This window comes from Rhizobium sp. SRDI969 (genome assembly GCF_025152725.1).
GTDB classification, from domain to species: Bacteria; Pseudomonadota; Alphaproteobacteria; order Rhizobiales; family Rhizobiaceae; genus Rhizobium; species Rhizobium leguminosarum_I.
On record NZ_CP104035.1, the window covers coordinates 722,732 to 748,437 of the forward strand.

Consider the following 25,706-nt stretch of genomic DNA (forward strand, 5'->3'; position numbering starts at 1 on the left):
GTGGTTGGACGCCTGCGATATCCGCATTTGCGAGGGCGGTGGCCAGCCCCGTCCTTCGAGGCCCCTGCGGGCACCTCAGGATGAGGCTGGAGAGAGGGCGCGCCTGGGTTGGCGGCCGATTGTCGCCCCTTTCAAGTGTGAATAACTGCCAGGCTCCGCCTCAAACTCGCCGCAATCGTTATAACATAACAGTAATGTTATTACATTGTAGGATGCGCCATGCCCCCGAGCCCCGACCGCCCCTCCGTCAGCCTGCTGGGACAGTCGGCTTTCTCAAGGACAATCGGCATGGCGCTGGTCATTGCGCTCCTGTGGCTGGCGATCCACTGGGCGGTTGTCTTGCCATGACGCCGCTGATCCGTCTTGATAATTTGACCGTCGCCTATAACCGGCACCCCGCCGTCCACCATGTCTCCGGCGCCTTCGCCTCGGGCAGCCTGACGGCGATCGCCGGGCCGAATGGGGCGGGGAAGTCGACGCTGCTGAAGGCGATCATGGGCGAGCTTCGCCCCGCCGAAGGCAGAGTCGAGCATCGGTTGGGGCGGGCTGAATTCGGCTATCTCCCGCAGGCGGCCGAGATCGACCGGCGCTTTCCGATCTCGGTGATCGATACCGTCATGCTCGGCGCCTGGAAGAAGACCGGCGCCTTCGGCCGCATCGCGCCCACCGAGGTGAAGAGGGCAGGCGAGGCGCTCTCGGCCGTCGGGCTCGAAGGCTTCGGCCGGCGCCATGTCGGCTCGCTGTCGGCCGGCCAGTTCCAGCGCGTGCTTTTTGCCCGCCTGCTGCTGCAGGATGCCGGCATCATCCTGCTCGACGAGCCGTTTACGGCAATCGATGCCCGCACCACCAGGGACCTCATCGATATCGTCTCCCGCTGGCATGGCGAAGGCCGCACGGTGATTGCCGTGCTGCACGATTTCGAGCTGGTCCGCGCCCATTTCCCGCAAACCCTGCTGCTTGCCCGCGAGCTGGTCGGCTGGGGTGCGACCGCAGACGTCATGTCCTCCGTCAATCTCCTGAAGGCCCGCGCCATGGCCGAGCGCTGGGATGAGGATGCGAATGCCTGCGCACCCGAAGAGGCGCCGGCGGCATGACGGCTTACGATCTCTTCCTCGCACCTTTTGCCGACTACGGTTTCATGCGCCGAGCGCTCATCGCCTGCCTCTGCCTCGGGCTCGGCTCGGGGCCGGTCGGCGTCTTCCTGATGCTGCGGCGCATGAGCCTGATGGGTGACGCCATGAGCCATGCCGTGCTGCCGGGGGCGGCGATCGGTTACCTCGTCGCCGGCTCCCTGTCGCTGACGGCGATGGGCCTCGGCGGTCTCATTGCCGGCCTGTCGGTGGCGCTGCTGTCCGGCGCCGTCAGCCGGATGACCGTGCTGCAGGAGGATGCGAGCTTTGCCAGCTTCTATCTCGCATCGCTGGCGCTCGGCGTGCTGATCGTCTCGTTGCGCGGCTCCAATATCGATCTGTTGCATGTGCTCTTCGGCACCATCCTGGCGATCGATGCGCCCGCCCTTTATCTGATCGGCGCGATCACCTCGCTGACCCTGGTCATCCTCGCCTTCATCTACCGGCCGCTGGTGGCCGAATGTTTCGATCCCGGTTTTCTGCGTGCCGTCGGCGGGCGCGGGCCGGTCTATCACCTCCTCTTCCTGCTGCTCGTGGTGCTCAATCTCGTCGCCAGCTTCCAGGCGCTCGGCACGCTGATGGCGGTCGGCCTGATGATGCTGCCGGCAGCCGTCGCCCAGCTCTGGTCGCGCAGTCTGCCCGTGATGATGGCGATAGCAGCCGTCAGTGCGGCCGCATCCGGCTATCTCGGCCTGATCGCCTCCTATCATCTCGAGCTCGCCTCCGGCCCGACGATCATCATGACCGCGGCGATCTTCTACGGTTTTTCTATTTTTTTCGCGCCCTCCGGCTTGGCCCGGCGCGTCTTTCCCCGCCCGCATTTGAAGGGCTGATTCCAAGGAGCCTTCGATGACACTGCACAGACTGCTTCTCTCCGCAGCAATCCCCGCTTTGATGGCGCTGTCGGCCATGCCCGCCTCCGCCGAAACGCTGAAGGTTGTGGCCTCCTTCACCGTGCTTGCCGACGTCGTCAAACAGGTCGGCGGCGAGCACGTCAAGGTGACGAGCCTAGTCGGGCCGAATGGCGACCCCCATGAATTCGAGCCGTCGCCGGCCGATGCAAAGAATTTGAAGGCGGCTGCAGTGACCTTCGTCAGCGGCGAGGGACTGGAAGGCTGGATGGACCGGCTGATCACCGCCTCGGGTTATAAGGGCAAACCGGTCACCGTCTCCGCAGGCATCGACACCCGCACCATGGAAGAGGACGGCGCGGAAATCACCGATCCGCATGTCTGGAACAGCCCCGTCAACGTCAAAGTCTGGGTCGCCAATATCGAAAAGGCGCTGTCATCGGCCGATCCCACGGACGCCGCCGCCTTCAAGGCCAATGCCGAGAAGTACACCAGGACGCTGGATGAATTGAACGCCTATGCCCATGCGAAATTCGACAAGGTGGCCGACGATCGCCGCAAGGTGCTGACCAGCCATGACGCCTTCGGTTATTTCGGCCGCGAATATAATGTCAGCTTCCTCGCCCCGCTCGGTCTGTCCACCGAAAGCGAGGCCTCGGCCGCCGACGTCGCCAAGCTGATCGAGCAGATCAACGGCGAGCATGTGAAAGCTTATTTCTTCGAGAATTCCAACGATCCGCGCCTGGTCAAGCAGGTCGCCAAGGCAACCGGTGCCGAGCCCGGCGGCGAGCTCTATGTCGAATCCCTGTCCGACGCCAAGGGGCCGGCGCCGACCTATGAGAAGATGTTCAAGTACAATGTCGATCAACTCGCCGCCGCCATGGCGAAATCGAGTTGAGGATTAAGGGCTGCAGGCCTATCCTGCGGCCCTCACATATTAAGGTCGAAGACCAGGATGCCGGCAAGGCCTCCATCCGTCGACGAGACGATGCGCTCGCCCACCGTCACATGCTCGGGATGGATGAGATAGGCGTCGCGGGCCTCGGCGCTTTCGAAGGTCACGGCAAACCCGTCGACGAACCCGCCGTGCAAACCTTCGGGCGAAACATTCGGCCCGTATTTGATATCCAATATGCCGGGAATGACCTGTTTCAGGGCGACGATCGCCGCAAACAGCGATTGCTTGTCTTCGCTCGTCATCGCGGTCTTCAACCGCAGGAATACGCAGTGCAGGATCATCAGTGGTCCTCCCGGTTTTCTTTGGCCCGATTTTCTTTGGCCCGATTTTCTTTGGATGGAGAATAGCGGCGAAAGCCGGGAGAGCAATGAGATTTATTTTCACGCAGACGTTGCGCCGTGAGCCGGCACCCCAACCAGATTACATCTGGTCGGTGGCGACCATCGGGCGCTTGTAGATCTTCTGGACGAGATCGCGGGACGAGGCGCGGGCCTGGTCTTTCTCAGCCGGCGTCATCGGCCGGCAGGTGTTCCTGAGATTGGAAGCGTCGAGCACTGTCGCAACGCCCGAATTGGCAATGACCAGATGCCAGCTGCAGGAAGCGACCTTGTCGATGGCGACGGCGCCATGGCAACCTGTGGACAGGCAGAAGGCAACGGTCACCTGTGCACCGTGGTCGCCTTTATAGGCCAGCTCGACGGCTTTCTTAATATCCGTGACCCATCGCTCGCATTGCGCCTGTTTTGCCCCCGGCTCGCAGCTTTTGGTCACCGGAGTGATGTCGCCGGCCTGAAGCGACGAGACGCAAAAAACACCCATCGAGAGGGCGAGCAGAAACTTGAGCATGGGATTTTCCTTGTACAAGCCATGAGTGGCGCACATCGCAGGCGGTTGGTCAATGGCCACTCACAAAAGGGAAGGGCGGCACGCCAGCAGATGTTGGCACGCCACCGGGAAAATCCGAAATTGTGTCGATCCGGTGCCGCTCCTAATCCAGAACGACGGTGGCTTCGACCTCGAAGAGCATGGCATCGACGGCAAGCTTGGGAACGGGAATCAGCGTCTGCGCCGGCAGCGACGCACCGAACATGTCCTTGACGTTGCTGGTCAGCACCTCGAGCTTGGACATATCGTGATCGACCACGAAAACCGTCAGCTTGGCGACCTGATCCGGCCGTGCGCCGAGCGCATCGAGGGCGGTGCGCAAATTCGCATAGGCCTGCTTCACCTGGACGGCGAAGTCGGGCGACAAGGCTCCCGCGCTATCCTGGCCGCCCTGTCCGGAGATATAGGCCAGCCGGCCTTGGCGGGGCACGATCACCGCCGTGCTGTAGCCATTCGGCGAGGGGTCGTAGAGGTTTTCTGGATTGACGATAGTCAATTTGAGATCGTCATTGGCTCTCGTCGCAGTGGGAACGCTGATGGTCATGATGATGAATCCTCCGATAATGAAATGCTTGATCGCGGGTGACATGATTTTCTCTTGGCTTCTCAGGGCTGCGTGCGACGGATCCTCGTGGCCTGCAGGATGAATCTCTATCGCCTCTATGATACAAATCGTACAGCGTACGATTAGATTGCATCGTACGCCGTACGAGTCAATCGGTCAGGATCGACATTCCCAGCATTGTCGGCTTAGATCGACGTCTGATCGGTAAGGAAGACGAATGGCAGCAAAACGCAGCGGCGGTGAGAGCAAGGGGTCTGGCCGGAGAAGTGAGTCACCGCAGTCGGGGCAGGAGCCGCGCAGTGAGCCGCCTCTCTCGCTGGAACGGATCGTGGCGACTGCGGTGGAGTTGCTGGACGCCGAGGGCGTCGACGGATTGAAGATGCGTCGGCTGGCCGATCGCCTCGGCTCGGGCGCGATGAGCCTCTATTGGCACGTCGACAACAAGGAAAAGGTCTTCGATCTGGCGCTGGATTCGGTGCTCGAATATCGCGGACCGTCTGACATCGTCGAGTCTCGAGACTGGCGCGGGGACGTCGTTCATATGCTCGAAGACTGGCGCGCCAGCATGCTGCGCCATCCTTGGTCGGCCTCGCTGCTGCCGCGCCGGGCGCTCGGCCCGAACATCCTCATTCGCCTGGAACTGCTGAGCAAGACCCTGTCCGGTGCCGGTGTCACTGATGCGGATTTGAACGTCGCGATCTGGTCGCTCTGGAACTATGTGATCGGCGCGACCATCACCCGGGCGAACTTCGATCTCTCGGACGACGACAGGGCGGCTGCGCAGCAGCGCCTGACAGGTCTGAGCGAGCACTATCCGACGATCGAGCGCTCTCGTCTGCTGCTGGACAATGATTGGGACGGCGCTTTCAGGAAGGGCCTCGACTTCCTGCTCGATGGTCTTGCTCCGCGACGATGAACATCCATCTCCCGGGCGAGACGGTGCCGGATTCTGCGGGCTTGCCGTGGGTGATCGCGCACTGCCGCGACGCGGTTTCCCGGCTATTTCCGTAGGATTTTCTCCATCGCTTTCCCTTTGGCGAGTTCGTCGATCAATTTATCCAGGTAGCGGATTTCCCGCATCGTCGTTTCCTGGATGTCTTCCACGCGGACACCGCAGATCACGCCCGTAATCAACGATCGGGAAGGATTCATCTGAGGCGCTTGCGCAAAGAAATCCTCGAAGCTGGTCTTCGCAGCCAATTGGTCGTCCAGGCTCTGCCGGCCATGCCCCGTCAGCCAGCAGATGATGTCATCGACCTCCGTCTTCGTCCGCCCCTTCTTCTCTGCCTTGGCGACATAGTGGGGATAGACGCTCGCGACGCTGACCGAATAGATGCGATGCTTCGTCATCGAGTGCTCCTCAACGTTCCGGATATTTTCCGGCTTGAGATAGCTGACTTCAAGTCCTCAACAAGCGGTCGACAATGAGTAAGCTTCCGCGGGCGCGAAGTAGATCAGTGCAAAGGCGGCATCTCTACAGCGCCGCGCGTCTTCGCGATTGCATCAACAACGGACATCGGCTCGGATTGGGTAGACGACCGCTACGGGACTGAAAGCCGTCGGTCGGCTTCCGGGCTCGGATTTTCGAAAGCAGACCCTGAGCCTGGCGGACGCGTGATCTGACGCGAAGTGGACCTTCGGTCGCCCTCGGCCGAACGCGCGGGCCGGCGACCCCCTTCGTAAGTCCGAAATCCTTGGTTTCTGTCCCATCATTTCAGCTATATGGTGGGAGACATCGCCCAAGGGGATTCAAGACCAATGCCCCCAGAGAAGAAGGACCGTTCACCGGTTGCGCTGGAACAGCGCGACATAAGCGCCGACCAGCGCATGTTCTCACCTTCCGTTGCGCGAAATTCGGCGCCGATCGTCGCAGTCCTAAAACGTGTCCTTCCAACACGTGGAGCCGTGCTGGAGATTGGATGCGGGACCGGCGAGCACGCCGTGTGTTTTGCGGGAGCAATGCCCAACCTCACCTGGCAGCCGAGCGATCCGGATGCCGACGCCCGCACCAGTACGTCTAGCTGGATCAAATTCGCAGGGCTGAAGAATGTGCTGGCACCGCGGGATATTGATGTGTGCTCAGGACAATGGGGCGTCGAACAAACGGGGCATTTTGACGCCATCGTGTCGATCAATATGATCCATATCGCGCCATGGGCGGCAAGCTTAGGATTGTTCGCAGGAGCTGGCCGTTTGCTTCACGCTGGTGGGCTTCTTCTTCTCTACGGCCCGTTCATGCGCGACGGGGCACACAACGCCCCCTCGAACGCTGCTTTCGACGCGGCTCTAAAGGAGCGCAACCCATCCTGGGGTGTGCGTGATATCGCTGATCTTGAACAAGTGGGTGAGGCCGCTGGACTTAATCTCCGCGAGACGATCGAGATGCCTTCCAACAATATATTGCTGGTCTTCTCCAGCGGTAGTGCCTGAACGACAAGCGGGCGCGAAAGAGACGTAGGCCCGTAGCAGCATTCGGGCCCTTTGCTGCCGTTCGAGGTCGATCCGAGAAACGTGCGGTATGTGCTAGAATGCGGCCCGAAGGCGGAATGCGACGGACGCACTGCGAGGGGCGGTGTGATCGTACCGGAATTCGCGCGACCGGGAGCCGACGTTGTGCTCTTGAAAGGGGAGACGAGGACGATGCCGACACCACAGCAACCCAGTCTGATAGTTCGACAAAAATCCCCACAGAACATCGAGTTTCCGTTTGCGTCGCTCTCCGATTGGCTGATCCCAACCGAGCTGTTCTTCGTGCGAAACCATTTCCCGTCGCCGGACCTCAATGCGCGCGACTGGAGATTGCGCGTTGGCGGGGCGGTGGAGCGGCCGATCGAACTTGACCTCGACAGCATCAAGGCGATGCGGAGCACGACTTTCACCGCCGTCGTCGAGTGTGCAGGGAACGGGCGCGTCTACTATGAGCCGCCGAAGGAGGGGTTGCAGTGGCAGAACGGAGCCGTCGGCAATGCCGGGTGGACAGGTATTCTTCTGCGCGAGATTTTAGAAATGGCGGGCGTTAAGCGAACCGCGCTTGAGGTTCTGCTCATAGGCGCAGACAGCGGCGTCGTCGACACGAACAAGAAAACGGCTTCTCCCGGCCCCATCGCTTTTGCGCGCAGTTTACCGCTTGAGAAGGCCATAGCTGACAGCACGATCCTTGCCTATTCGATGAACGAGCAGCCGTTGACGCGCGATCACGGCTACCCGCTACGCGCGGTCGTGGGTGGCTGGTTCGGCATGGCTTGGGTCAAGTGGATCACGCATATCACGGTTTTGGAGGAACCGTTCCTTGGCTACTGGCAGGCGCGCGACTATTTCCGTTGGGAGCGCAGCCTCGGGGAACCCACGCTGGTCCCCCTTGCGGAGATGGAGGTCAAAGCGCAGATCGCGCGTCCCGTACAGGGGGCGCATCTCATCGCCGGCCAACCGTACCGGATTTTCGGAGCCGCCTGGAGCGGAGAGGCTGCTATCCGGCAGGTGCAGGTCTGCACCGGAGATGGCAGGGGCTGGCGCGAGGGGAGGCTCCTCGAAACAGAACGTCCCTTTGCATGGCGCTTGTGGGAGTACATGTGGACCCCTGAAGAAGTGGGGCGATATATACTGCGATGTCGCGCGATCGATGGGGCGGGGTGCGTGCAGCCCGAGCTCCAGCGTTCCGATTGCGAGAGCTACGCGGCCAATTGGATCGTGCCGGTGGAGGTTACGGTCGTTCCCGAGCCACAGACGTATGACGAGGAATTCGTAATCTAATCACCCGCATGGGGCGGAATGGCGGCTTTTGGCGCAACCGCGACCCGCGTTGTCACTGCGTCATGTCCGCTTTGCAGCAGCAGCGAAAGGTGGCTCGATGACCATTATGAGGGCGCCTTGCCGCCCGGCAGCATTGGCGCGGTCGGTGGTGTCTCTGGCCGCATTTCTGCTAAAGCTCGGAAGCAAATCGCCCGCGATATCACCAACTGCCGAAGTGTGAAGGGCGCAACGGACTGATGGGCCTCTCGCTCATCAGGCCTCTTGTCTTGAAGGAGGAGCGCTAGGATGAGCACCGACCTGGATACCGTGCGGTCCTATGATACGGTTGCGGCGGAGTACGCTGCGGAGGCCGCGGCGATGCCAGAATGGGTCGCGACAGAGATCGATGCGTTCGTGACCGAGCTAGGCGGCTCGGGCAGGGTGCTGGAGATCGGAAGCGGTGGCGGGCGAGATGCACTTGAGCTTGAGAAGCGGGGAATGAGCGTCCGGCGCACCGACATTGCAAAGGGTTTCGTCGAACTGCTTCGCGAAAGCGGCTTCGAAGCCGACCTGTTGGACCCGCTGACCGATGATTTGGTCGACCCGCAGCGTCCCGGCACGCCGTATGACGGGATCTGGGCCTGTGCCTGCCTGATTCATGTCGCCCGCGAGGATTTCGGCACGGTGCTTGGACGGCTTGCCGAGGCGACCCGGACCGGTGGCCGACTGCACGCCTCGGTTAGAGAGGGCGAAGGCGAGGATGTGTCCACACACGGCAGTGCTGCAGCGCCTCGGCGCTACGTCGAGACGTATTGGCGCGAGCCTGCCCTGCGGTCCGCACTCACAGACGCCGGCTGGATCGTCAGCGAGGTACGTCGGTGCGTCGGAAGGCCCCATGATCGGTGGCTGAGTGTTCGGGCGAGCCGGGCGTGACGCACACAGAACTTGCGGGAATGGCCGGTTGTGGCGCGACTATGAACGCCAGGTGGTCACCGCAATGTCGGCTTCCGGGCGAAGGCAAAGATCCCCTCTGTGGCCGACAAGGGGGCGCAAAGCAGTGGCCGTCTCGGGCTGACGTCGGCCTTTTGTTGCTACCGAGGAAATCGACGAGACTGGGCGTTCCGCTCGGGCCCGTTTCGTCAGCGGAAAGCGGACGCTTCGGTCCTCGGCGCCAAGGTCTTGAGCAGCTATCGTCACAAAATCCCATACCGTTTTGAGTAGGATGTCTCTTAACCTGCACTTCAAACTTTGCGGTTGAACCTTATTTTCTCGCCAGGCTGAACGAGAAGTGGCTGCCTCGGTGATAATCAATCGCGTAGATCACCGGTATGCCGGCAGCATTGAAGCAGGTTTCGGTGATCAGGAGAGCCGGGCCGAAGTCCCTTAGATCGTTGCGCTCGACAACGTCGTTCGGCAGCACGACGGCGGATACGCTCGCTGCCGACATTCGTGGCTTGTTCTTGTGCTCCTCGAGCAGCGCGAGCAGCGAACCGCTCCAGTCGATGTCGTAGAGACGAGCGGAAATGAGGCTGCGCGGCACGTAATCGACGCAGTACATGATCGGCTCATCGCGCTGGAGCCGCAGGCGTTCGATGCGGATCACGCGATCCGAGACCCGCATCTGCAATTGCCTTGCGACGAGCTCATCCGGCGCTTCTTCGGCAATGGACAGCACCTTGTTGACTATCTCATAGCCATAGTGCCGGACCATGTCGGTCACGCTCTCGAACACCGTAATCGGCCGATCGACTTGCACCGCGGACATCGGCGAAACGAAGCGGCCGCGGCCATGTTCGGCATAAATCAGGTTGTCTTGTTCGAGGAGTTTGAGAGCCTCGCGGACGACGGGGCGGGAAATCCTGAAGCGCTGGGTAAGTTCGGCCTCGGTTGGCAGCTTGTCACCGGGCTTCAGGCTCGCGTCGCGGATGAGATCCAGGATCCTGTCGCGCAGCTTGATCACAAGGGTCTGTTTGTCACGCAAGGGCTCGTCCAAGACCGCAATCCTCTCTACCGTCCTGAATGTGCTTGTCTGACATTGGCAGCGTGGTCAACAAATTTCTGGTGCCCCGACAGCGTCGCATTAACCAAGGGTATTGCTAAAGCCAGTGCAAATTCACAGTCGAGTTATTGACACATCTAAATCAAGATGTCAGTTGTCTTACAACATTGTCGGTGTTAGTCGCTGACACTATCGCGAACGGAGGCTTGCATGCTGAATTTTGACGAACAGAGGTTTCTCCGCATCCAGTCCGGCGCGGTGGCCCTGCGCGAACGGTTGGACCGGGTGATCGCCGATTGCCTGGCCGCCGGTGCCGAAAACATCCATTTCCTCGGAACGGGCGGCGCTGCGATCCTGATGCAGCCGGCAGCCCAATTGCTGCTACGCCAGTCGCGGTTTCCGGTCTTTTTCGACATACCGGCCGAGCTGGTCCTGACCGGATCGGCAAACCTGAATGGCAAATCGATCGTCGTCATACCCTCGCTGTCGGGCACGACGAGGGAAAGCGTGGCACTCCTCGCCAAGGCGAAGGAAGCCGGCGCTATGGTGATCACTCTGGTCGGCCATGAGGAAACGCCGATCGGCAAAGGTGGCGATCATGTCTTCGTGAACTTCGCCGAGGACGATACGTCCTGCGAATCCTTCTATCTGCAATCGCTGTTCATCGCGCTTTCGATCATGCGCCATCGCGGGGAGATCGAGAACTACAATCAGATCGCGGGTGAACTCGACAGGTTGCCGGCGCTACTGCTCGAAGTGAAGCGCGCTTATGAGCCGAAGGCCGAGGCTTTTGCGAGGGTGCTTGCCGGAGCCGAATATCACATCATCACCGGTGCCGGGAATGTCTGGCCGCAAGCCTTCTATTACGGCATGTGCATTCTCGAGGAGATGCAGTGGATCCGTACTCGGCCGGTGCATGCATCCGATTTCTTCCACGGCACGCTGGAACTGGTCGAGGAGGGCGTTTCCGTCATCCTGTTCAAGGGCGAGGATGCCTTGCGTCCACTGGCCGACCGGGTGGAGAATTTCGCACCTGAATATACCGACCGGTTGACCGTGCTCGATACGGCCGAATTTGCGCTGCCCGGCATTTCACCCGAGGTCCGCGGGCTGGTCTCGCCAGCGTTGCTCGCCACGGTGCTCGAACGCATCAGCGCGCATCTCGAAGTCATGCGAAATCATCCGCTGACCACGCGACGCTACTATAAGCGGGTCAACTATTGACGCGAGTTTGACAGCGCGCCGCGAATGCTCCTAGAGGCAGGCGCGGCATTGTCGGGGATGAGCTGTATGAAGAGACTTCGCGTTGCAGCGGTTGGCGACAATTGCATCGACAAGTTCCTGTCGCCGTCGATCGGCGAGGCACTTGTTGGCGGCAATGCGGTAAATGTCGCAGTACATCTCGCGACGCTTGGCCATGAGGCATTCTATCTCGGAGCCGTCGGCCCTGATCTCGATGGCCGGCGGACGCGAACTGCCCTGATCGAGAATGGCGTTGCTGTTGCGCATATGCAGGAACGGCTAGGCAAGACTGCCCATACGGACATCGAGGTCCTGCCGTCGGGCGAGCGCGTGTTTCTGTTTGAGGATTTCGGCGTCTGCGCTGGCTACCGGCCATCGGAAGAAGATATCGCCGCGCTGAAGACCATGGACCACGTCCATATAGGTTGGCTGGATGATGGCGGTGCTCTGAGACACACGCTCGCTGCAGCCGGTGTCAGTGTCTCGCAGGATGTCTCCGTCAACGCCGGCCCGGCCAATCTCGGCATTGAGGGCCTGACGATTGCCTTTGGCTCGGCGGGCGAGGACGACACGGCGGTCGAAGCGATGATCGACCGCTTTCTTTCCGCCGGTGTTCGGGTCGCAGTGGTTACGCGGGGCGCGAAGGGGTCGGTGGCGGCGACGCTTGAAGAGCGGGCAGAGACGGGCATCATGCAGGTCGAGGTCGTAGACACCACCGGCGCCGGCGACAGCTTCATCGCGGGATTTCTGTCCGTGCATGTTGGCGGTGGATCGTTGCAGGACGCGGTCAAGGCTGGACGAGACCGGGCAGCGCTCACCTGCAGCCATGTCGGCGGCTTTCCACAGAAGCCGACGGCGCTGTGATACCTATTGGAGTACCAGCCAGCCGAACAGAATGATGATCAGCGCGCCAGCGATCGTGTAGGGATCGACCGGTGCCGCAAAAGGAGGCAGCCCCAGATGATCTGCCTGTACTGAAACGGCGCCACGACCGATGCCTCGCCGGCACGGAAGGCCCGCACCAGTAGCACGTGGCCGGCAAGACCCAAAATGCCGGCGATAACAACAATGCCCGTATGGTTGAAATCCATGGCCGAGAGGCCGGTGCTGCTGAGCGCTGTCAGGAGGCTCAAGGGGGTCATGACCACCAGCAGGGTCGCAATCAGTGCTTTATCGCTTTCCGCAGCCTTGGCGCGTCGCAACAATAGCAGCGAATGTGCGAAGACGACCGTCGAGACGAAGGCGGCGACGTGGCCGATATTGAATTCGGCGGTGCCGGGTCGCAGCGCCACCGGCAAGGCAAGAACGGCGATACCGGCGGCACGCCTATTGGAGTGTCCTGATGAAGGAGGTCTCAGCGGACATTGAAACGGCCGAACCGCTCTTCGATGCGGGATTGGGTATATTCCAGCCCGATTGAAAGCAGCCAATAGATCATGGAAGCGGTGATCAGCATTTCAATATGGCGGAACTCGGTCTGTCCCTGGGTGCGGGCGAGATACATGATCTCCCATACCCCAACGACCGACACGAGCGAGGAATCCTTCAGCATGGCAATAAACTGGTTGCCGGTCGGCGGGATGATGATGCGCATGGCTTGTGGCAGAATCACCAAGGCCATGGTCTGGCCGGGCTTGAGACCGAGCGCGGTCGCCGCTTCCGACTGGCCCCTGTCGATGCTTTCAATGCCGGCGCGGAAAATCTCGGTCATATAGGCGCCATAGCAGAGCGACAGGGCAAGGATGCCCGCCGGTATCGCGCCGATGACATAGCCGACCTGCGGCAGGCCGAGATAAATGATGTAGATCTGCATGAGCAGCGGCAGGCCGCGAAAGAGCGAAGTGTAAAAGGTCGCAAGCCCATAGATCACGCCGTTGCGCGAGAGCTTGGCAATAGCGCCAGCCAGTGCGATTACAGTGGCGACCGCGATTGAGATCGCCGAAATGAATAGCGTCGTTGTGACTCCCTGGGTGATGAGGAAGCCGATTTTCTTCGCGATGAAGGCGAAGGAAAGATTGAACGAATAGAAGAAGAGCATTAGCAGGACGAAGAGTTCGACCCACACGCCGATGATCTGCCAGCGGCGCGGTAGGAGCCGCAGCAGCGTCCAATTGGCTGCGAGAATCAAGGCGATCAGCAATGAGGACACAAAGCGGCTGACGAGCGGATTATCGGTCACCCATGGCGCGCTCGACGGCAGCATATACCCGAGCCAATGCGAACTGACGCCAAGCTGGAACAGGCCGAGCGTAATCACCAGGATAATCAGCGCCACGCCGAGGCGCCTCATGGCATCAGGATAGGTGAGAATGAGTCGAGCCAGCATGCGCTGCGTCCCTTGGTTCAGGCAGTGCGTTCGCGCCACCAGTCCTGTGCTTGAAGTTTCCAGTAGGTGAGCTGCGCCACGGCAAGGCCGGCGACGCCTCCAGCCCAGACCAGGCCGAATGGCGCAAACAGCTTGTAACGATCGCCCTGGCCGAGTATGGCCTCGGCCACGAGTTTGCCGCCGATCGCGGTGGTGTTGAGCCCGTGGCCGCCAAAGGCCGTGCAGTGCCAGACGCCGGGCTTGACCTCGCCAATCTGTGGCATCAGGTGGCGGGCATAGGACATCAGGCCCGACCAGGCGAGTTCTGTCTTGAGGCCGGAGAGCTGCGGATAGGTGCCGGTCATCTCGCGGCGGAGTTCAGCAACGACGCCGGCCGTGGAGGCCGCGCGTGTGGTGATCCGGCCGCCCCAGAGGATGCGTTTTCCATTGTCCACAAGCCGGTAGTAATCGCCGGCGCGGCGGTTGTCGCCGACCGCATCGCCGGTCGCGATCGCATTGGCGATCAGATCAGGCGCCTCCTCGCTGACCATCACATAGGTCGCGATCGGCAGGAAAGCGCGCTGGAGCCGCGGCTCCAGGCTGCCGGTGTAGCCGCCTGTCGTGAAGACCATGTGCCGGGCTCGGACTTCGCCATTGGCGGTGCGCACGCGTTTCTCCGCGCCTGAAAGGCTGGTCGAAATCGCTGCCGAACCCTCGAAGATCTTGCCGCCGAGCCGTTCGATTTCGGCGGCGATGGCGCGGAGATAATTCAGTGGATGCATGTGAAAGGCTTTGGGATTGCGGAGCGCCTGAAAATATCGTTGCGACTTCAGCATCGCCCGCACCTGCTCGGTGTCGAGATAGTCAAGTTCGTAGTCGTAGTCTTTGAGCAACTGCTCGCGGTAGGTCTTGAGCGACGCGGCATCATCATGGCGCAACACACTGGTGATGCCGGGCTGCGGCGCTGCACTCTCGATATTGAGATCGCGGATGGTGTCGCGGATGAATTCGACACCCTCCGTCGAGAGATGGAAGAGCTTTTTGGCGGCATCCTTGCCCGCCGTCCGGGCGATGTCATCGCTGCCGGTGGCGAAGCCGGGGGCTACGAAACCACCGTTGCGGCCGGACGCGCCGAAGCCCACGATCTCGGCTTCCAGCACGACCGCTTTCTGGCCGGCGCGGACGAGTTGCAGCGCAGTTGTCAGACCAGCCAGCCCTGCGCCGATCACGACCGCGTCGCAATCCTCCGGCCCAGAGAGGGAAGACCGCGACCGATCTTCGGCAATGGTTCTCTTGTAATACGTATCGGGGTAGGACATTGCATGCTCTTCGAAATGGAAGGCACGGGCGGGCAAAACCGCCCGTGCGACGCCGCAAATCAATCTGCGCTATAGTCCTTGCCGTACCACTTGGTGGTCAGCTTGGCGAGCGTGCCATCCTTCTTCATCTCGGCGATGATGTCGCCGACCTTCGCGGTCCAGTCCGGGTCGACCTTTTCGGCGATCACGACGAGCGGCTCGCGGAAGGCATACTCGCCTTCGAGAACGCGGACCGGATAGCCGTTCTTGATCGCGTTCCTGGCCGTCTGTTCCGGCGCGATAACGGCGGACAGGCGAACGCCGTCACCGAGGCGAAGGTCATCGAAGGGCAGCATGGAATCGGCGAACGTGCGCACTTCACCGGGCTCCAGCTTGTACTCGATCGGTGGAACGCCCGGCGCGTCTATCTCCAGGCGGCGATTGATGAAATCCTCCGAGGTCGTCGCGGTCTCGACGCCGATCACCTTGCCGTTGAGGTCGGTGACGGTCTTGGCGGTATTGTCCTTGTGCACGACATAGACATAGGGGCTGTAGTAATAGACGCCGACGAAATCGATCACTTGCGCACGCGGTTTGGTCGGTGTCACTGAGCCGACGCCGAGATCGTAGCGGCCCTGCCACCGACCGCCGGTGAGCGTCGCCCAATCCGGCGTTTCGAAGCTAATTTCGACGCCAAGACGCTTGGCGATCTCGCGGGAAACATCGATATCGAAACCGACCATTTGGTTGCTGTCGTCAAGATAGCTCTGCGGCGGCCAACCACTGTTGGTGGCGACGACCATTGCCTTCTTTTCCATCACCCGATCGAGCGTCGCCCCAGCTTGAGCCTGCGTCGAAAGCGTCATTGCGGCCGCACCAAGTGCCAGCCATGTCAAAAGTCTCCTCATCGAAATCCTCCCTTTCCATCACATGAAGTATGTAAGATGTCTTACAACATAGATGAAAGGAATGTTATGGCGCTGTCAATAGCCACTCCGCCCCATTGATACGCCAAGCAGTATTGCACGCGCTTGCCCACCGTACATTTCACGAGAAGCGTTACGTCGGCGATCGCCAGGGGCTGGCTGACAGGAGGGAAGAAACGCCGTGCTTAGAAATTGCGACGGAACATCGCGTTCGAGGATCGACGATGGTCTGCTTTCGGTAAAAGCCCAGAAAACGTCAACGACCGATAAGGGCGCAAAGCAGCCGCATCCTTCAACAACGAACATATCTCCGCCGCGGGCCGAAGGCGGTCGGCGGTGTCTCTGACCTGCATATCTGCTAAAGCTCGGAAGCAAATCGCCTGCGATGTCGCCCACTGCCGAAGTGTGAAGGGCGCAACGGGCTGATGGGCCTCTTGCTCATCAAGCCTCTTGTCTTGAAGGAGGAGCGCTAGGATGAGCACCGACCTGGATACCGTGCGGTTCTATGATAGGGTCGCGGCGGAGTACGCTGCCGAGGCCGCGGCGATGCCCGAATGGGTCGCGACAGAGATCGATGCGTTCGTGACCGAGCTAGGCGGCTCGGGCAGGGTGCTGGAGATCGGAAGCGGTGGCGGGCGAGATGCACTTGAGCTTGAGAAGCGCGGAATGAGCGTCCGGCGCACCGACATTGCAAAGGGTTTCGTCGAACTGCTTCGCGAAAGTGGCTTCGAAGCCGACCTGTTGGACCCGCTGATCGACGACTTGGCCGACCCGCAGCGTCCCGGCACGCCGTATGACGGGATCTGGGCCTGTGCCTGCCTGATTCATGTCGCGCGCGAGGATTTCGGCACGGTGCTTGGGCGGATTGCCGAGGCGACCCGGATCGGTGGCCGGTTGCATGCCTCGGTTAGAGAGGGCGAAGGCGAGGATGTGTCCACACACGGCAGTGCTGCAGCGCCCCGGCGCTACGTCGAGACGTACTGGCGCGAGCCTGCCCTGCGGTCCGCACTCACAGACGCCGGCTGGATCGTCAGCGAGGTACGTCGGTGCGTCGGAAGGCCCCATGATCGGTGGCTGACTGTTCGGGCGAGCCGGGCGTGACGCACCAGAACTTGCGGGAATGGCCGGTTGTGGCGCGACTATGAACGCCAGGTGGTCACCGCAATGTCCGCCTCCGGTCGAAGCCCGCCTTTGGTTGCTACCGGAAAACCGACGAGACCTGCCGGGTCACGCCCGTTTCGTCAGCGGAAACCGGTCGCGCAGCAGCCGCAGCACCGATTCCGAAGGGATCGGCGGGCCGAAAAGGTAGCTCTGGCCGTAGTTGCAGCCCATCTTGGCGAGTTCGATCGCATCCTCGTTGGATTCGATCCCTTCCGCCACCACCTTCATCTCAAGTTCGCGTGCCATCGATATCACCGATCTGAGCACGATCGCCTTCTTGTCGCTGCTGTCGCGCACCAAAGTCTTGTCGAGCTTGATCGTGTCGAAGGGGAAGCGCGTGAGATAGGCGAGCGACGAATATCCGGTGCCGAAATCGTCGAGCGCCAGGCCGATGCCGGCCTCCTTCAGCTTCTGCAGCACGAGGCGGGCCTGTTCCGGATTTTCCATCACCATGGATTCCGTCAGTTCGAGCTTGAGGCGCGAGGGCTGGCAATGCGTCTTGGCGAGAACCGAACGCACGTCGTCATAGAGTTCGTTGTTGAGCAGTTGCACGCTCGACAGGTTGATCGAGACGAAGATCGGCAGTTCGCCGGTCTGGTGCTGCCAGCTCATCAGATCGTTGGTCGCCTGTTCCAGCGCGAACATGCCGAGCGGGCCGATAAGATCGGAGGCCTCGGCGATCGGGATGAATTCGGATGGCGGGATATTGCCGCGTTTGGGATGTTCCCAGCGCATCAGCGCCTCGAAGCCGGCGACCTCGACATCCTCCAGCCTTGCGATCGGCTGGTAGACCATCGACAATTCCTTGCGCTCGATGGCGCGGCGCAGATCCGTTTCCAGCTGCAGCCGGTCGGTGCCGAAGTCGCGGAAGGCCGGCTGGAACGGCTCGACGCGGTTGCCGCCGGCCCGTTTTGCCCGGTACATCGCAAGCTCCGCATCGCTGAGTAGGCCGGTGGCGCTCTCCTGCCGGTCGACCCATGAGGCAAGCCCGACCGAGGCCGTCAGGATGATCTCGCGATTGGCGAAGTTGATCGGCACCATGATCGCCTTGCTGATCGCATCGGCAAAATCGGCGACCTTGGCCGGATTGTGCTCGGAAACCAGGATGAGGCCGAACTGGTCGCCGGCAAGCCGGGCCAGCGTGTCCTGCGGTTTCAACAGCCGGCGCAGGCGGCGCGTCAGCGCGATGAGGATGTTGTCACCGGCGGCGACGCCGAGCGAATCATTGACCAGCTTGTAGCGGTCGATATCGATCACCATCACCGTCGGCCTGAGCGTCTCGCCGCCCGGCGCCAGCGCCAGCACCGACTGCAGCCGGTCGAGGAAGACCTGCCGGTTCGGCAGGCCGGTCAGATTGTCGTGCAGCGCATCATGCAGCAGCCGCTCGACGGAATTCTTCTGCTCGGTCACGTCAACGATCGTGCCGACGCAGCGGATGATCTCGCCGTTCGAGCCGAGCACCGGCCGGGCGCGGATCAACAGCCAGTGGAAATGCCCGTCCTCGGCGCGGATGCGGAACTCGTGATTCAGCCGCCCGCGCCGGTGTTCGAGCAGCACGTCGAGTGTGGCGCGGAAGCGGTCGCGGTCGTCGGGATGCAGCCGCGGCAGCCAGTTGCGCGCCGCGCCATGCATGGCGCCGGGAGACAGGCCGAGCTTGACGGACACGTCGGGAATGGTGACGACGCGGTCGCGCGCCACGTCCCAATCCCATACCATGTCGCCGGAGCCGGTCAGCGCCAGCGATTGCCGCTCGAGATCGGAAAACAGCCCCTGCTGGAAGGCGCCGCCGGCAAAAGCGTGCTGCATGACGGTGAAGCCGATCAAAAGCACGATCAGCACGAGGCCGCCGCCGAGCGCCGGCTGGATGATGTCGTTGTCGAGCCGTCCGGTAACCGTCAGCCACGCCCCGAACAGCCAGACGAGCGTCAGCGCCCAAGCAGGCACCAGCAGAATGGCGCGGTCGTAGCGGTTGAAGCCGAGATAGATGATCAAGAGCAGTCCCGTCGCGGCCGTCAACGCGAAGGAAAGCCGGGCGATGCCGGCGGCGATCGACGGATCGTAGATCGCGACGCCAAAGAGCAGGGCAAGGCCGAGCACCCAGGCAAGCGTGGCGTAGCCGAGATGCGCATGCCAGCGGTTGAGGTTGAGATAGGTGAAGAGGAAGATGACGAAACTCGAGGCCAGCGCCACCTCCGCGCAGGCGCGCCATATTCGCTGGTCGGCCGAGGCGACGCTGATCAGCTTGCCGAGAAAACCGAAATCGACGCAGATATAACCGAGCACCGCCCAGGCAAGGGCTGCCGTCGCCGGCAGCATCGAGGTGCCCTTGACGACGAAGAGGATCGTCAGGAACACCGCGAGCAGGCCGGCAATGCCGAGCACGATGCCGCGATAGAGCGTGAAGGCGTTGATCGTGTCCTTGTAGGCGTTCGGTTCCCAGAGATAGATCTGCGGCAGCTCCGGCGTCGACAGTTCGGCGACGAAGGTGATGACGGCGCCGGGGTTCAGCGTGATGCGGAAGACGTCGGCCTCGTCGCTCGGCTGCCGATCGAGCGCAAAACCTTCGCTGGGCGTAATCGCGCTGATGCGCTGCGAGCCGAGATCCGGCCAGAACAGCTTGGAATTGACCAGACGGAAATGCGGCGCGACGATGACGCGCTCGAGCTGTTCTTCCGAAACGTTGGCAAGCGCAAACACCGCCCAGTCGCCCTGATGGTTCTCCGAGCTCGCCCTGACCTCGATGCGGCGGCGGATGCCGTCGGCGCCGGCGGCCGTCGAAACCTGGAAGGCCTCGCCCTGGTTGGCGTAGATCTCGGTCGTCGCCGTCAGATCGAGCGCGGTATCGTCACGGGAAATTTTTACCGGTTCGGCCGCCTGGGCAACGCCCGCCATGAAGGCGAATGCCGCCAGGAAAAGGGCTGCGATCACCGCGATCACTTGTCCGGACGGTGACTTGGGCAGCATGCGGTCTCTTGTCATCGGCTGTCGGTTTTCCTGCCTTTATCCGTATCGGTGGCGAGACGTGAAAACATCACATGGTCGTGCCACTGACCGTTGATCTTCAAATATCCGCGCAGATAGCCTTCCTGTTGAAACCCGGCTTTTTCAAGCAGACGGATGCTGCGCGCGTTATCTGGAATACAGGCTGCTTCGATACGGTGCAACTCAAGCCCGGTGAAGATGTAAGGAATAACCATTTGAAGAGCGGCAAACATATGCCCCTGGCCGGCATGACGTTCGCCCATCCAGTAGCCGATCATGCAGCTTTGTGCCGCCCCCCTTCTGATGTAGCCGATGGTGACGCCGCCGACGAGCGTCATGTCGTCTTTGAGGAAAATGAACAGCGGCACCGCCTGGCCCGAGGCATATTCCTGCTTGCCGCGGACGACGCGTGCACGATATGCGCCCTCCGTCAGCTCGTCGCGCCGCCAGGTCGGCTCCCAGGGTTCCAGGAATTTGCGGCTGTCGGCGCGCAACCGGTGCCACTGGTTGAAATCCTGGTAGCGCGGCAGGCGCAGGAGATATCTGTCGTTCTCCAGCTGCACCGCTTCCGGCTGCCGCTGCAGGAACCGAAAAACCGATTTTGGCATCGATCACTCCCGGCAGGACGGACGTCGGCTCAGCGGCTTGCCTGCAGCGTCTTCGACGCCGGGACCGAAAGCGAGGCAGTGATGTCTTCCATCGGGGCGAGCTGTTCCAGTGGACCGATCGCCGAAAGCGTCGGCACCGTATCATAGAACAGCCGGCCGGCGAGATCGGTCAGCCGTTCGATGGTGATACCTTCCAGCCGCTCCATCATCTCCGGATTGGAGATCGGCCGGCCGTAAAGCATCATCTGCCTGGCGATCTGGCCGGCGCGGGCAGCCGGGCTTTCCGCACCCATCAACAGCTGGGCGCGGATCTGGGCGCGGGCGCGCTCGATTTCCTTCTGATGGATCGCATCGGCCGATTTGTGCAGCTCATCGATGATGACGGGCACCAGCTCCGGCAGGTTTTCGCCGCCGGTCGCGGCATGAATGCCGAAGATGCCGGTGTCGGAAAAGCCCCAGTGGAAGGCATAGACCGAATAACAGAGGCCGCGGAACTCGCGCACCTCCTGGAAGAGCCTGGAGGACATGCCGCCGCCAAGGATATTGGCGAGGATCTGCGAGCAGTAGAAATCGCGGGCGTGATAGGGCTTGCCTTCGAAGCCGAGCAGGATTTGCGCGTCCATCAGGTCGCGCGGTTCGCGCACGCTGCCGCCGATATAACGCGCCGGTTCCATGACCGGCGGGGCGGAAGGGGTCGTCGGCAGGCTGGCGAAGCGATCCTCGACCATGCGCAGGAATTCTTCATGTTCGACGGCGCCGGTGGCGACCACGAACATGCGGTCGGTCGTATAGTTGCGGCCGAGATAGCCACGGATCTGCTGCGGCGTGAAGGAGACGACGGTCTCCGGCGTGCCGAGGATCGCCCGGCCGAGCGTCTGGTCGCGATAGGCGGCCTCGGAGAACCGGTCGAACACCACGTCGTCGGGCGTGTCGTTGGCGGCGTTGATCTCCTGCAGGATCACCTGCTTCTCGCGCTCCAGCTCCTCTTCCTCGAAGGCCGATTCCGTCAGAATGTCGGCGAGGATATCGACGGCGAGCGGCACGTAGTCCTTGAGCACGCGGGCATAATAGGAGGTCGTCTCGGTCGAGGTCGCGGCATTGACTTCGCCGCCGACATCCTCGATCTCCTCGGCAATCTGGCGGGCCGTGCGGCGCGCCGTGCCCTTGAAGGCCATGTGTTCGAGCAGGTGAGCGATGCCGTGCTCGTTGTCCGTCTCGTTACGCGATCCCGATTTGATCCAGACTCCGAGCGCAACGCTTTCAAGATGCGGCATGGTCTCTGTGACTACTGTCAGCCCGGATTTCAGCCGGGTGCACTCAACTGTCATTGGCTATCTTTCTGCGCCTGCTGTCGTCTCGCCGCGGGCATGCTGGCCGATAAAAGTCTCAACGGCTTTCAGCTCCGGTTTGATGATCTGGAAACGCTCCTCCCTGTGCATCAGATCAGCAAGCCACGTCGGAAGCGTCGGGTCAATACCGCAGGCGGATTTTACGGCGGCGGGGAATTTCGCCGGATGCGCGGTCGAAAGCGTCACCATCGGCGTATTCGGCTTTTCTTTCTTGGCAGCGACGAAGACGCCGATCGCCGAATGCGGATCCAGCAGATAGCCGGTCTCGGCGTGGGTCTGGCGGATCGTCTCGGCCACTTGCTTCTCGCTGGCGCGCCCGGCGCGGAAGTCGCGGCGGATCGCCTTCAGCGCTTGCGCACCGATCTCGAAGCCGTTGGATTGCTTGAGGCTTTCCATTGCCGCGCGCACCTTCGAGGCGTCGCGGTCATAGGCTTCGAACAGCAGCCGTTCGAAGTTCGAGGAGATCTGGATGTCCATCGATGGCGAACTCGTCGCCTTGACCGCTTTCATGTCGTAACGACCGGTCTTCAGCATCCGCGCCAGGATGTCGTTTTCATTGGTGGCGATCACCAGCCGGTCGATCGGCAGGCCCATGCGCTTGGCGCAGTAGCCGGCGAATATATCGCCGAAATTGCCGGTGGGCACCGTGAACGAGATCTTCCGGTCGGGGCCGCCGAGCGCCACCGCCGCCGTGAAATAATAGACGATCTGGGCCATGATGCGCGCCCAATTGATCGAGTTGACGCCGGAAAGCCGAACCCTGTCGCGGAAGGCCACGTCGTTGAACATCGCCTTCACGAGGTTCTGGCAATCGTCGAAATTGCCCTCGACGGCAAGCGCATGCACGTTCGGCGACGAAGAGGTCGTCATCTGCCGCTGCTGCACCGGCGAGACCTTGCCATGCGGGAAGAGGATGAAGATGTCGGTGCGCTCGCGGCCGGCGAAAGCGTCGATCGCCGCCCCGCCGGTGTCGCCCGAGGTGGCGCCGACGATCGTCGCGCGCTCGCCGCGCTTCTCGAGCGCATAGTCCATCAGCCGGGCGAGCAATTGCATCGCCACGTCCTTGAAGGCGAGCGTCGTGCCGTGGAACAGCTCCATGACGAAGCTGTTCGGCCCGGTCTGGACGAGCGGCGCGATTGCCGGATGGCGGAAGGTGCCGTAGGCCTCGTCGATCATCGCCCGGAAGGTGTCGTCGGGGATTTCGCCGTTGGTGAAGGGCGACAGGATGGTGAAGGCGATTTCCTGATAAGACTTGCCGCGCAGCGCGCGGATCTCCTTCTTCGAAAAGCTCGGCCATTTGCGCGGAACGTAGAGCCCGCCATCGCGCGCCAGCCCCGTCAGCAGGGCGTCGCAAAAGCCGAGGGAAGGGGCCTCGCCGCGGGTCGAGATATAGTCCACGTTCGTCATCCTTGATCTATCGCTGAAGGAAATCCGGCCGGGCGCCGCCGTGGCCCGGTCCGCTGGAAATCGAAAAGAGGCCGCCCTGCAGGCATGGCATCGCGGATATGCTGTTGAGGTTGCCCGCATCCGGCGGCGAAAAGTGCATCAAAACGGCGCTTACCCAATCGATTTTTGTTTACGCCGCTGATATAGACCATCGCAAACCGTCATGAAAGGCCCCGCGAAAAAGACATGGGGCCTCCAAGAAACGCTTGTACAAGGGATGGAATATGGTGCTCGGCAAGGTCTCGCGTCTCATCGTCTCCGCATCTTTTCTTGCCTTGCTCACTGGTTGCAACTCGCTCGGTATAGGTGGCGACAGCAAGTCGTCGGCGCCGGCGACGCAGTCGAACGGCACCGCCCAGATCATGCCGCTGGCGCCCGCCAACCCATCCTCGAATAATCCCTCGATCGGCACGGCGACGACGGCGCAGGGCACGGTCGCTCCCGTCGTCCAGGGCGCCTGCCCACAGATCTTCATGCGTGACCAGGATGCGATCTTCCGCACCTATGCCAAGGGCAAGAAGGACGATCCGCAGCAGATCGTCTTCCAGGCTTCCTTCGGCGATTACACCCGCCAGTGCACGCTGAACGACACGAACCTGACGATGACGGTCGTTGCCCAACTGCGCCTCATCACCGGCCCGGCCGGCACGCCGGGCCCCCTGACGCTGCCGATCCGCATCTCCGTCGTCGATGGCGAGACCGTGCTCTATTCCGAGGTCACCAAGTTCCCGACCGAGATCCCACCGGGTGCGCCGGGCACCCAGGTGGTCTTCCGCAAGGACGGCATCAAGATGCCGGTCGGCTCCGGCGCCCTGGTGCGCGTCAACATCGGCTTCGACACCCAGCCGGCAAAGACCAAGAAGAGCAGCTAGAGCAATTCCAGGAAAAGTGCGCGGCGGTTTTCCGTCCGGAATTGCGTGAAAAGGAAAGCCAATCTCAGGAAAGGCGGGAAGCGGTTTTCGGACGACGTCCTATTCTAGGGCTCGATCCGCTCCGGGGGATCGGTGAACGGATTGAGCAGCCGCGTACCGCGGCCCTCGAAATCTTTGATGTTACGCGTGACAAGCACGAGGCGGTGAACGCGCGCAGTCGCTGCAAGCGCCAAGTCCCAGCGGTCCTTGTTCTTGGCTCCGAGCAGGCGCGTCCATTCTTCCACAACTGGGGCGTCCACCGGCAAAATCCGATCTGCAAACGCTTTCTCCAGGTTGGCAATTCCTCGAATGATAGCAGCGGCGCGTTCCGGGTCGCGCCGTTTGAGCATTTCAGCACCTCGGCGCTTCTCGAATAGCGTCGCTACGCTGAGGCGCAGTTCCGCGTCATCGACGCCGGCGATCCACTTGCGGACGTTGGCGTTCCCTCGCGGGCTGAACTCACGCAAGACATTCTCGTCCAGCAAGTAGCCGGTCACGGAATTATTCGCGGGCCTGCAACATCGGCTGCTCCGTCGACTTCATCGAAGGCCCCAAGTTCGGCGAGGTCGGCGAGCGATCGCTTGAGACTGCGGGATGGATAGGGTCGCCCCCGCTTCGGATATGCTTTCGCGTATTCGATGGCGGCCTCGACCTGCTCGCGGCTGAGAGAAGGAAAATCCTCGACGATCTCCGCGACTGTCTGTCCGCGGGCAAGTGCTGCCACCATATGGACCGGAACGCGCGTAGCCTTTATCAGCGGTTCTCCACGCTCTACGTCTACCCACTCTCGCAAAGCTTCCAGGCGCTGAAGCCGAGTTTCGAGATCTGCATCTATCTTCCCCAGGTCGAGCTCGATTTCCCCGAGACTGACACGATGAGCGTCGAAAGAGAGTTGACGGATCGCATCGTATAGTCTGCGACGGCCGGCAGGAGTTAGGTCCTTATCGAGGCCGTCGGCGACGAGCAAAAAACGCATTTCTGCGGGGCCCAAAAGCCGCTGAACAGCGCTACCGACCTTGCGCTGGCGCGCGCGGATAACACCTGTATCGACAGCCTTGTTGAGAGCGGTCGCGGACCGGTTCAGGACGTAACCGGCCTCAGTCAAAGTGAGAGCGTGGGTAGCAGGCATAAGCGTTCCCTTGCTAATTGATCTCCAATATAGGGATGATTTAAGCGCGTAGCAAGGAAAGATCGAACGACAGCTTCATTGCCGTCCTCAATTCCGCGCCGATTGGCGCAGAGGTGGGAAACCCATTTCTCAGCTTCGATTTATTCAGGTTCTAGAACACCGATGTCAGCGGGGCTTGAAGCTGCCGCTGTCCCGATCAGAATCGTCGGCATAGTCACAGATCGCGGCCTCA

27 protein-coding genes are annotated in these 25,706 nt (G+C 61.5%); 12 read left to right on the forward strand and 15 right to left on the reverse strand.

The features are described from left to right. The first annotated feature begins 219 nt into the window (after positions 1–219). From N2A41_RS03455 to N2A41_RS03470, 4 genes are read left to right on the forward strand one after another with little or no spacing between them, the layout of a single operon-like run. Positions 220–348, forward strand: a complete 129-nt coding sequence (locus N2A41_RS03455) for a hypothetical protein (protein WP_260110287.1) — start codon at positions 220–222, stop codon at positions 346–348. Next, entirely contained in the window at positions 345–1,094 is a 750-nt protein-coding gene (locus tag N2A41_RS03460; protein ID WP_260110288.1) for a metal ABC transporter ATP-binding protein, read from the forward strand. The genes N2A41_RS03455 and N2A41_RS03460 overlap by 4 nt, the downstream gene beginning before the upstream one ends. Beyond that, positions 1,091–1,963 carry a metal ABC transporter permease gene (locus N2A41_RS03465; protein ID WP_260110289.1) on the forward strand — a complete coding sequence of 291 codons (873 nt, stop codon included), beginning with the start codon at positions 1,091–1,093 and terminating at the stop codon, positions 1,961–1,963. Before N2A41_RS03460 ends, N2A41_RS03465 begins: the two co-directional genes overlap by 4 nt. 16 nt (positions 1,964–1,979) lie before the next feature. Beyond that, positions 1,980–2,879, forward strand: a complete 900-nt coding sequence (locus N2A41_RS03470) for a metal ABC transporter solute-binding protein, Zn/Mn family (protein ID WP_260110290.1) — start codon at positions 1,980–1,982, stop codon at positions 2,877–2,879. 32 nt (positions 2,880–2,911) lie between these two features. Here the strand turns inward: N2A41_RS03470 and N2A41_RS03475 are convergent, their stop codons facing one another. The 3 genes from N2A41_RS03475 to N2A41_RS03485 all read right to left on the reverse strand — a co-directional run bounded on the left by N2A41_RS03475 (position 2,912) and on the right by N2A41_RS03485 (position 4,413). Continuing rightward, positions 2,912–3,220 carry a Dabb family protein gene (locus tag N2A41_RS03475; protein ID WP_222281466.1) on the reverse strand — a complete coding sequence of 103 codons (309 nt, stop codon included), beginning with the start codon at positions 3,218–3,220 and terminating at the stop codon, positions 2,912–2,914. A 139-nt stretch (positions 3,221–3,359) separates the two neighbouring features. Then, the gene (locus tag N2A41_RS03480) at positions 3,360–3,785 is read right to left on the reverse strand and encodes a hypothetical protein (protein ID WP_222281467.1); all 426 of its coding nucleotides are present in this window, start codon (positions 3,783–3,785) and stop codon (positions 3,360–3,362) included. A gap of 142 nt (positions 3,786–3,927) precedes the next feature. Next, the gene (locus tag N2A41_RS03485) at positions 3,928–4,413 is read right to left on the reverse strand and encodes a RidA family protein (protein ID WP_017963137.1); all 486 of its coding nucleotides are present in this window, start codon (positions 4,411–4,413) and stop codon (positions 3,928–3,930) included. Positions 4,414–4,606: 193 nt separating this feature from the next. Between N2A41_RS03485 and N2A41_RS03490 the strand changes: the two genes are divergently transcribed. Continuing rightward, on the forward strand, positions 4,607–5,305 hold the full coding sequence (locus tag N2A41_RS03490) for a TetR/AcrR family transcriptional regulator (protein ID WP_017963138.1): 699 nt from the start codon (positions 4,607–4,609) through the stop codon (positions 5,303–5,305). An 83-nt stretch (positions 5,306–5,388) separates the two neighbouring features. On the opposite strand, the gene N2A41_RS03495 is transcribed toward N2A41_RS03490, so the two are convergent. Next, positions 5,389–5,739: a DUF2200 domain-containing protein gene (locus N2A41_RS03495; RefSeq protein ID WP_222281470.1), complete on the reverse strand. Its 351-nt coding sequence runs from the start codon at positions 5,737–5,739 to the stop codon at positions 5,389–5,391. A 408-nt stretch (positions 5,740–6,147) separates the two neighbouring features. Here N2A41_RS03495 and N2A41_RS03500 point away from each other — a divergent pair, with 408 nt between their 5' ends. From N2A41_RS03500 to N2A41_RS03510, 3 genes are all read left to right on the forward strand, one after another. Further along, positions 6,148–6,819 carry a DUF938 domain-containing protein gene (locus N2A41_RS03500; protein WP_170258454.1) on the forward strand — a complete coding sequence of 224 codons (672 nt, stop codon included), beginning with the start codon at positions 6,148–6,150 and terminating at the stop codon, positions 6,817–6,819. Between the two features lie 210 nt (positions 6,820–7,029). Beyond that, the gene (locus N2A41_RS03505; protein ID WP_260110291.1) at positions 7,030–8,139 is read left to right on the forward strand and encodes a sulfite oxidase; all 1,110 of its coding nucleotides are present in this window, start codon (positions 7,030–7,032) and stop codon (positions 8,137–8,139) included. 285 nt (positions 8,140–8,424) lie between these two features. After that, positions 8,425–9,051, forward strand: a complete 627-nt coding sequence (locus tag N2A41_RS03510) for a class I SAM-dependent methyltransferase (RefSeq protein WP_260110292.1) — start codon at positions 8,425–8,427, stop codon at positions 9,049–9,051. Between the two features lie 328 nt (positions 9,052–9,379). On the opposite strand, the gene N2A41_RS03515 is transcribed toward N2A41_RS03510, so the two are convergent. Beyond that, positions 9,380–10,111 carry a GntR family transcriptional regulator gene (locus N2A41_RS03515; RefSeq protein ID WP_017963143.1) on the reverse strand — a complete coding sequence of 244 codons (732 nt, stop codon included), beginning with the start codon at positions 10,109–10,111 and terminating at the stop codon, positions 9,380–9,382. Positions 10,112–10,327: 216 nt separating this feature from the next. On the opposite strand from N2A41_RS03515, the gene N2A41_RS03520 reads away from it, so the two are divergent. Further along, positions 10,328–11,341, forward strand: a complete 1,014-nt coding sequence (locus tag N2A41_RS03520) for an SIS domain-containing protein (protein WP_260110293.1) — start codon at positions 10,328–10,330, stop codon at positions 11,339–11,341. Positions 11,342–11,407: 66 nt separating this feature from the next. After that, positions 11,408–12,223, forward strand: coding sequence for a PfkB family carbohydrate kinase (locus N2A41_RS03525; RefSeq protein WP_260110294.1), 816 nt, complete (start codon positions 11,408–11,410; stop codon positions 12,221–12,223). A 38-nt stretch (positions 12,224–12,261) separates the two neighbouring features. Here the strand turns inward: N2A41_RS03525 and N2A41_RS03530 are convergent, their stop codons facing one another. The 4 genes from N2A41_RS03530 to N2A41_RS03545 form a co-directional block, all read right to left on the reverse strand. Continuing rightward, the gene (locus N2A41_RS03530) at positions 12,262–12,651 is read right to left on the reverse strand and encodes a hypothetical protein (protein WP_170258450.1); all 390 of its coding nucleotides are present in this window, start codon (positions 12,649–12,651) and stop codon (positions 12,262–12,264) included. A 62-nt stretch (positions 12,652–12,713) separates the two neighbouring features. After that, entirely contained in the window at positions 12,714–13,685 is a 972-nt protein-coding gene (locus N2A41_RS03535; protein ID WP_260110295.1) for an amino acid ABC transporter permease, read from the reverse strand. A gap of 17 nt (positions 13,686–13,702) precedes the next feature. Then, on the reverse strand, positions 13,703–14,983 hold the full coding sequence (locus N2A41_RS03540) for an NAD(P)/FAD-dependent oxidoreductase (protein ID WP_260110296.1): 1,281 nt from the start codon (positions 14,981–14,983) through the stop codon (positions 13,703–13,705). A 59-nt stretch (positions 14,984–15,042) separates the two neighbouring features. Beyond that, positions 15,043–15,870 carry a transporter substrate-binding domain-containing protein gene (locus N2A41_RS03545; protein ID WP_170258447.1) on the reverse strand — a complete coding sequence of 276 codons (828 nt, stop codon included), beginning with the start codon at positions 15,868–15,870 and terminating at the stop codon, positions 15,043–15,045. Positions 15,871–16,362: 492 nt separating this feature from the next. On the opposite strand from N2A41_RS03545, the gene N2A41_RS03550 reads away from it, so the two are divergent. Beyond that, positions 16,363–16,989, forward strand: a complete 627-nt coding sequence (locus N2A41_RS03550) for a class I SAM-dependent methyltransferase (RefSeq protein WP_222387134.1) — start codon at positions 16,363–16,365, stop codon at positions 16,987–16,989. 126 nt (positions 16,990–17,115) lie between these two features. On the opposite strand, the gene N2A41_RS03555 is transcribed toward N2A41_RS03550, so the two are convergent. Genes N2A41_RS03555 through thrC form a run of 4 tightly spaced genes read right to left on the reverse strand, consistent with a single transcriptional unit; the run spans position 17,116 to position 23,395 of the window. Beyond that, on the reverse strand, positions 17,116–20,028 hold the full coding sequence (locus N2A41_RS03555; RefSeq protein ID WP_170258445.1) for a sensor domain-containing phosphodiesterase: 2,913 nt from the start codon (positions 20,026–20,028) through the stop codon (positions 17,116–17,118). After that, positions 20,025–20,639, reverse strand: coding sequence for a GNAT family N-acetyltransferase (locus tag N2A41_RS03560; RefSeq protein ID WP_017963151.1), 615 nt, complete (start codon positions 20,637–20,639; stop codon positions 20,025–20,027). The genes N2A41_RS03555 and N2A41_RS03560 overlap by 4 nt, the downstream gene beginning before the upstream one ends. Before the next feature lie 29 nt (positions 20,640–20,668). Further along, positions 20,669–21,967 (reverse strand): M16 family metallopeptidase, encoded by a 1,299-nt coding sequence (locus tag N2A41_RS03565; RefSeq protein WP_017963152.1) that lies wholly within the window; start codon positions 21,965–21,967, stop codon positions 20,669–20,671. Positions 21,968–21,970: 3 nt separating this feature from the next. Continuing rightward, complete coding sequence (gene thrC, locus N2A41_RS03570) at positions 21,971–23,395, reverse strand: threonine synthase (protein ID WP_260110297.1); 1,425 nt, start codon at positions 23,393–23,395, stop codon at positions 21,971–21,973. A gap of 263 nt (positions 23,396–23,658) precedes the next feature. Here thrC and N2A41_RS03575 point away from each other — a divergent pair, with 263 nt between their 5' ends. Next, positions 23,659–24,306 (forward strand): hypothetical protein, encoded by a 648-nt coding sequence (locus N2A41_RS03575; protein WP_260110298.1) that lies wholly within the window; start codon positions 23,659–23,661, stop codon positions 24,304–24,306. 104 nt (positions 24,307–24,410) lie between these two features. Here the strand turns inward: N2A41_RS03575 and N2A41_RS03580 are convergent, their stop codons facing one another. Together N2A41_RS03580 and N2A41_RS03585 are read right to left on the reverse strand one after the other, a co-directional pair. Then, positions 24,411–24,842: a type II toxin-antitoxin system VapC family toxin gene (locus tag N2A41_RS03580; protein ID WP_017963156.1), complete on the reverse strand. Its 432-nt coding sequence runs from the start codon at positions 24,840–24,842 to the stop codon at positions 24,411–24,413. Continuing rightward, complete coding sequence (locus N2A41_RS03585; RefSeq protein WP_162119398.1) at positions 24,839–25,474, reverse strand: DUF433 domain-containing protein; 636 nt, start codon at positions 25,472–25,474, stop codon at positions 24,839–24,841. Before N2A41_RS03585 ends, N2A41_RS03580 begins: the two co-directional genes overlap by 4 nt. Between the last annotated feature and the right edge of the window lie 232 nt (positions 25,475–25,706).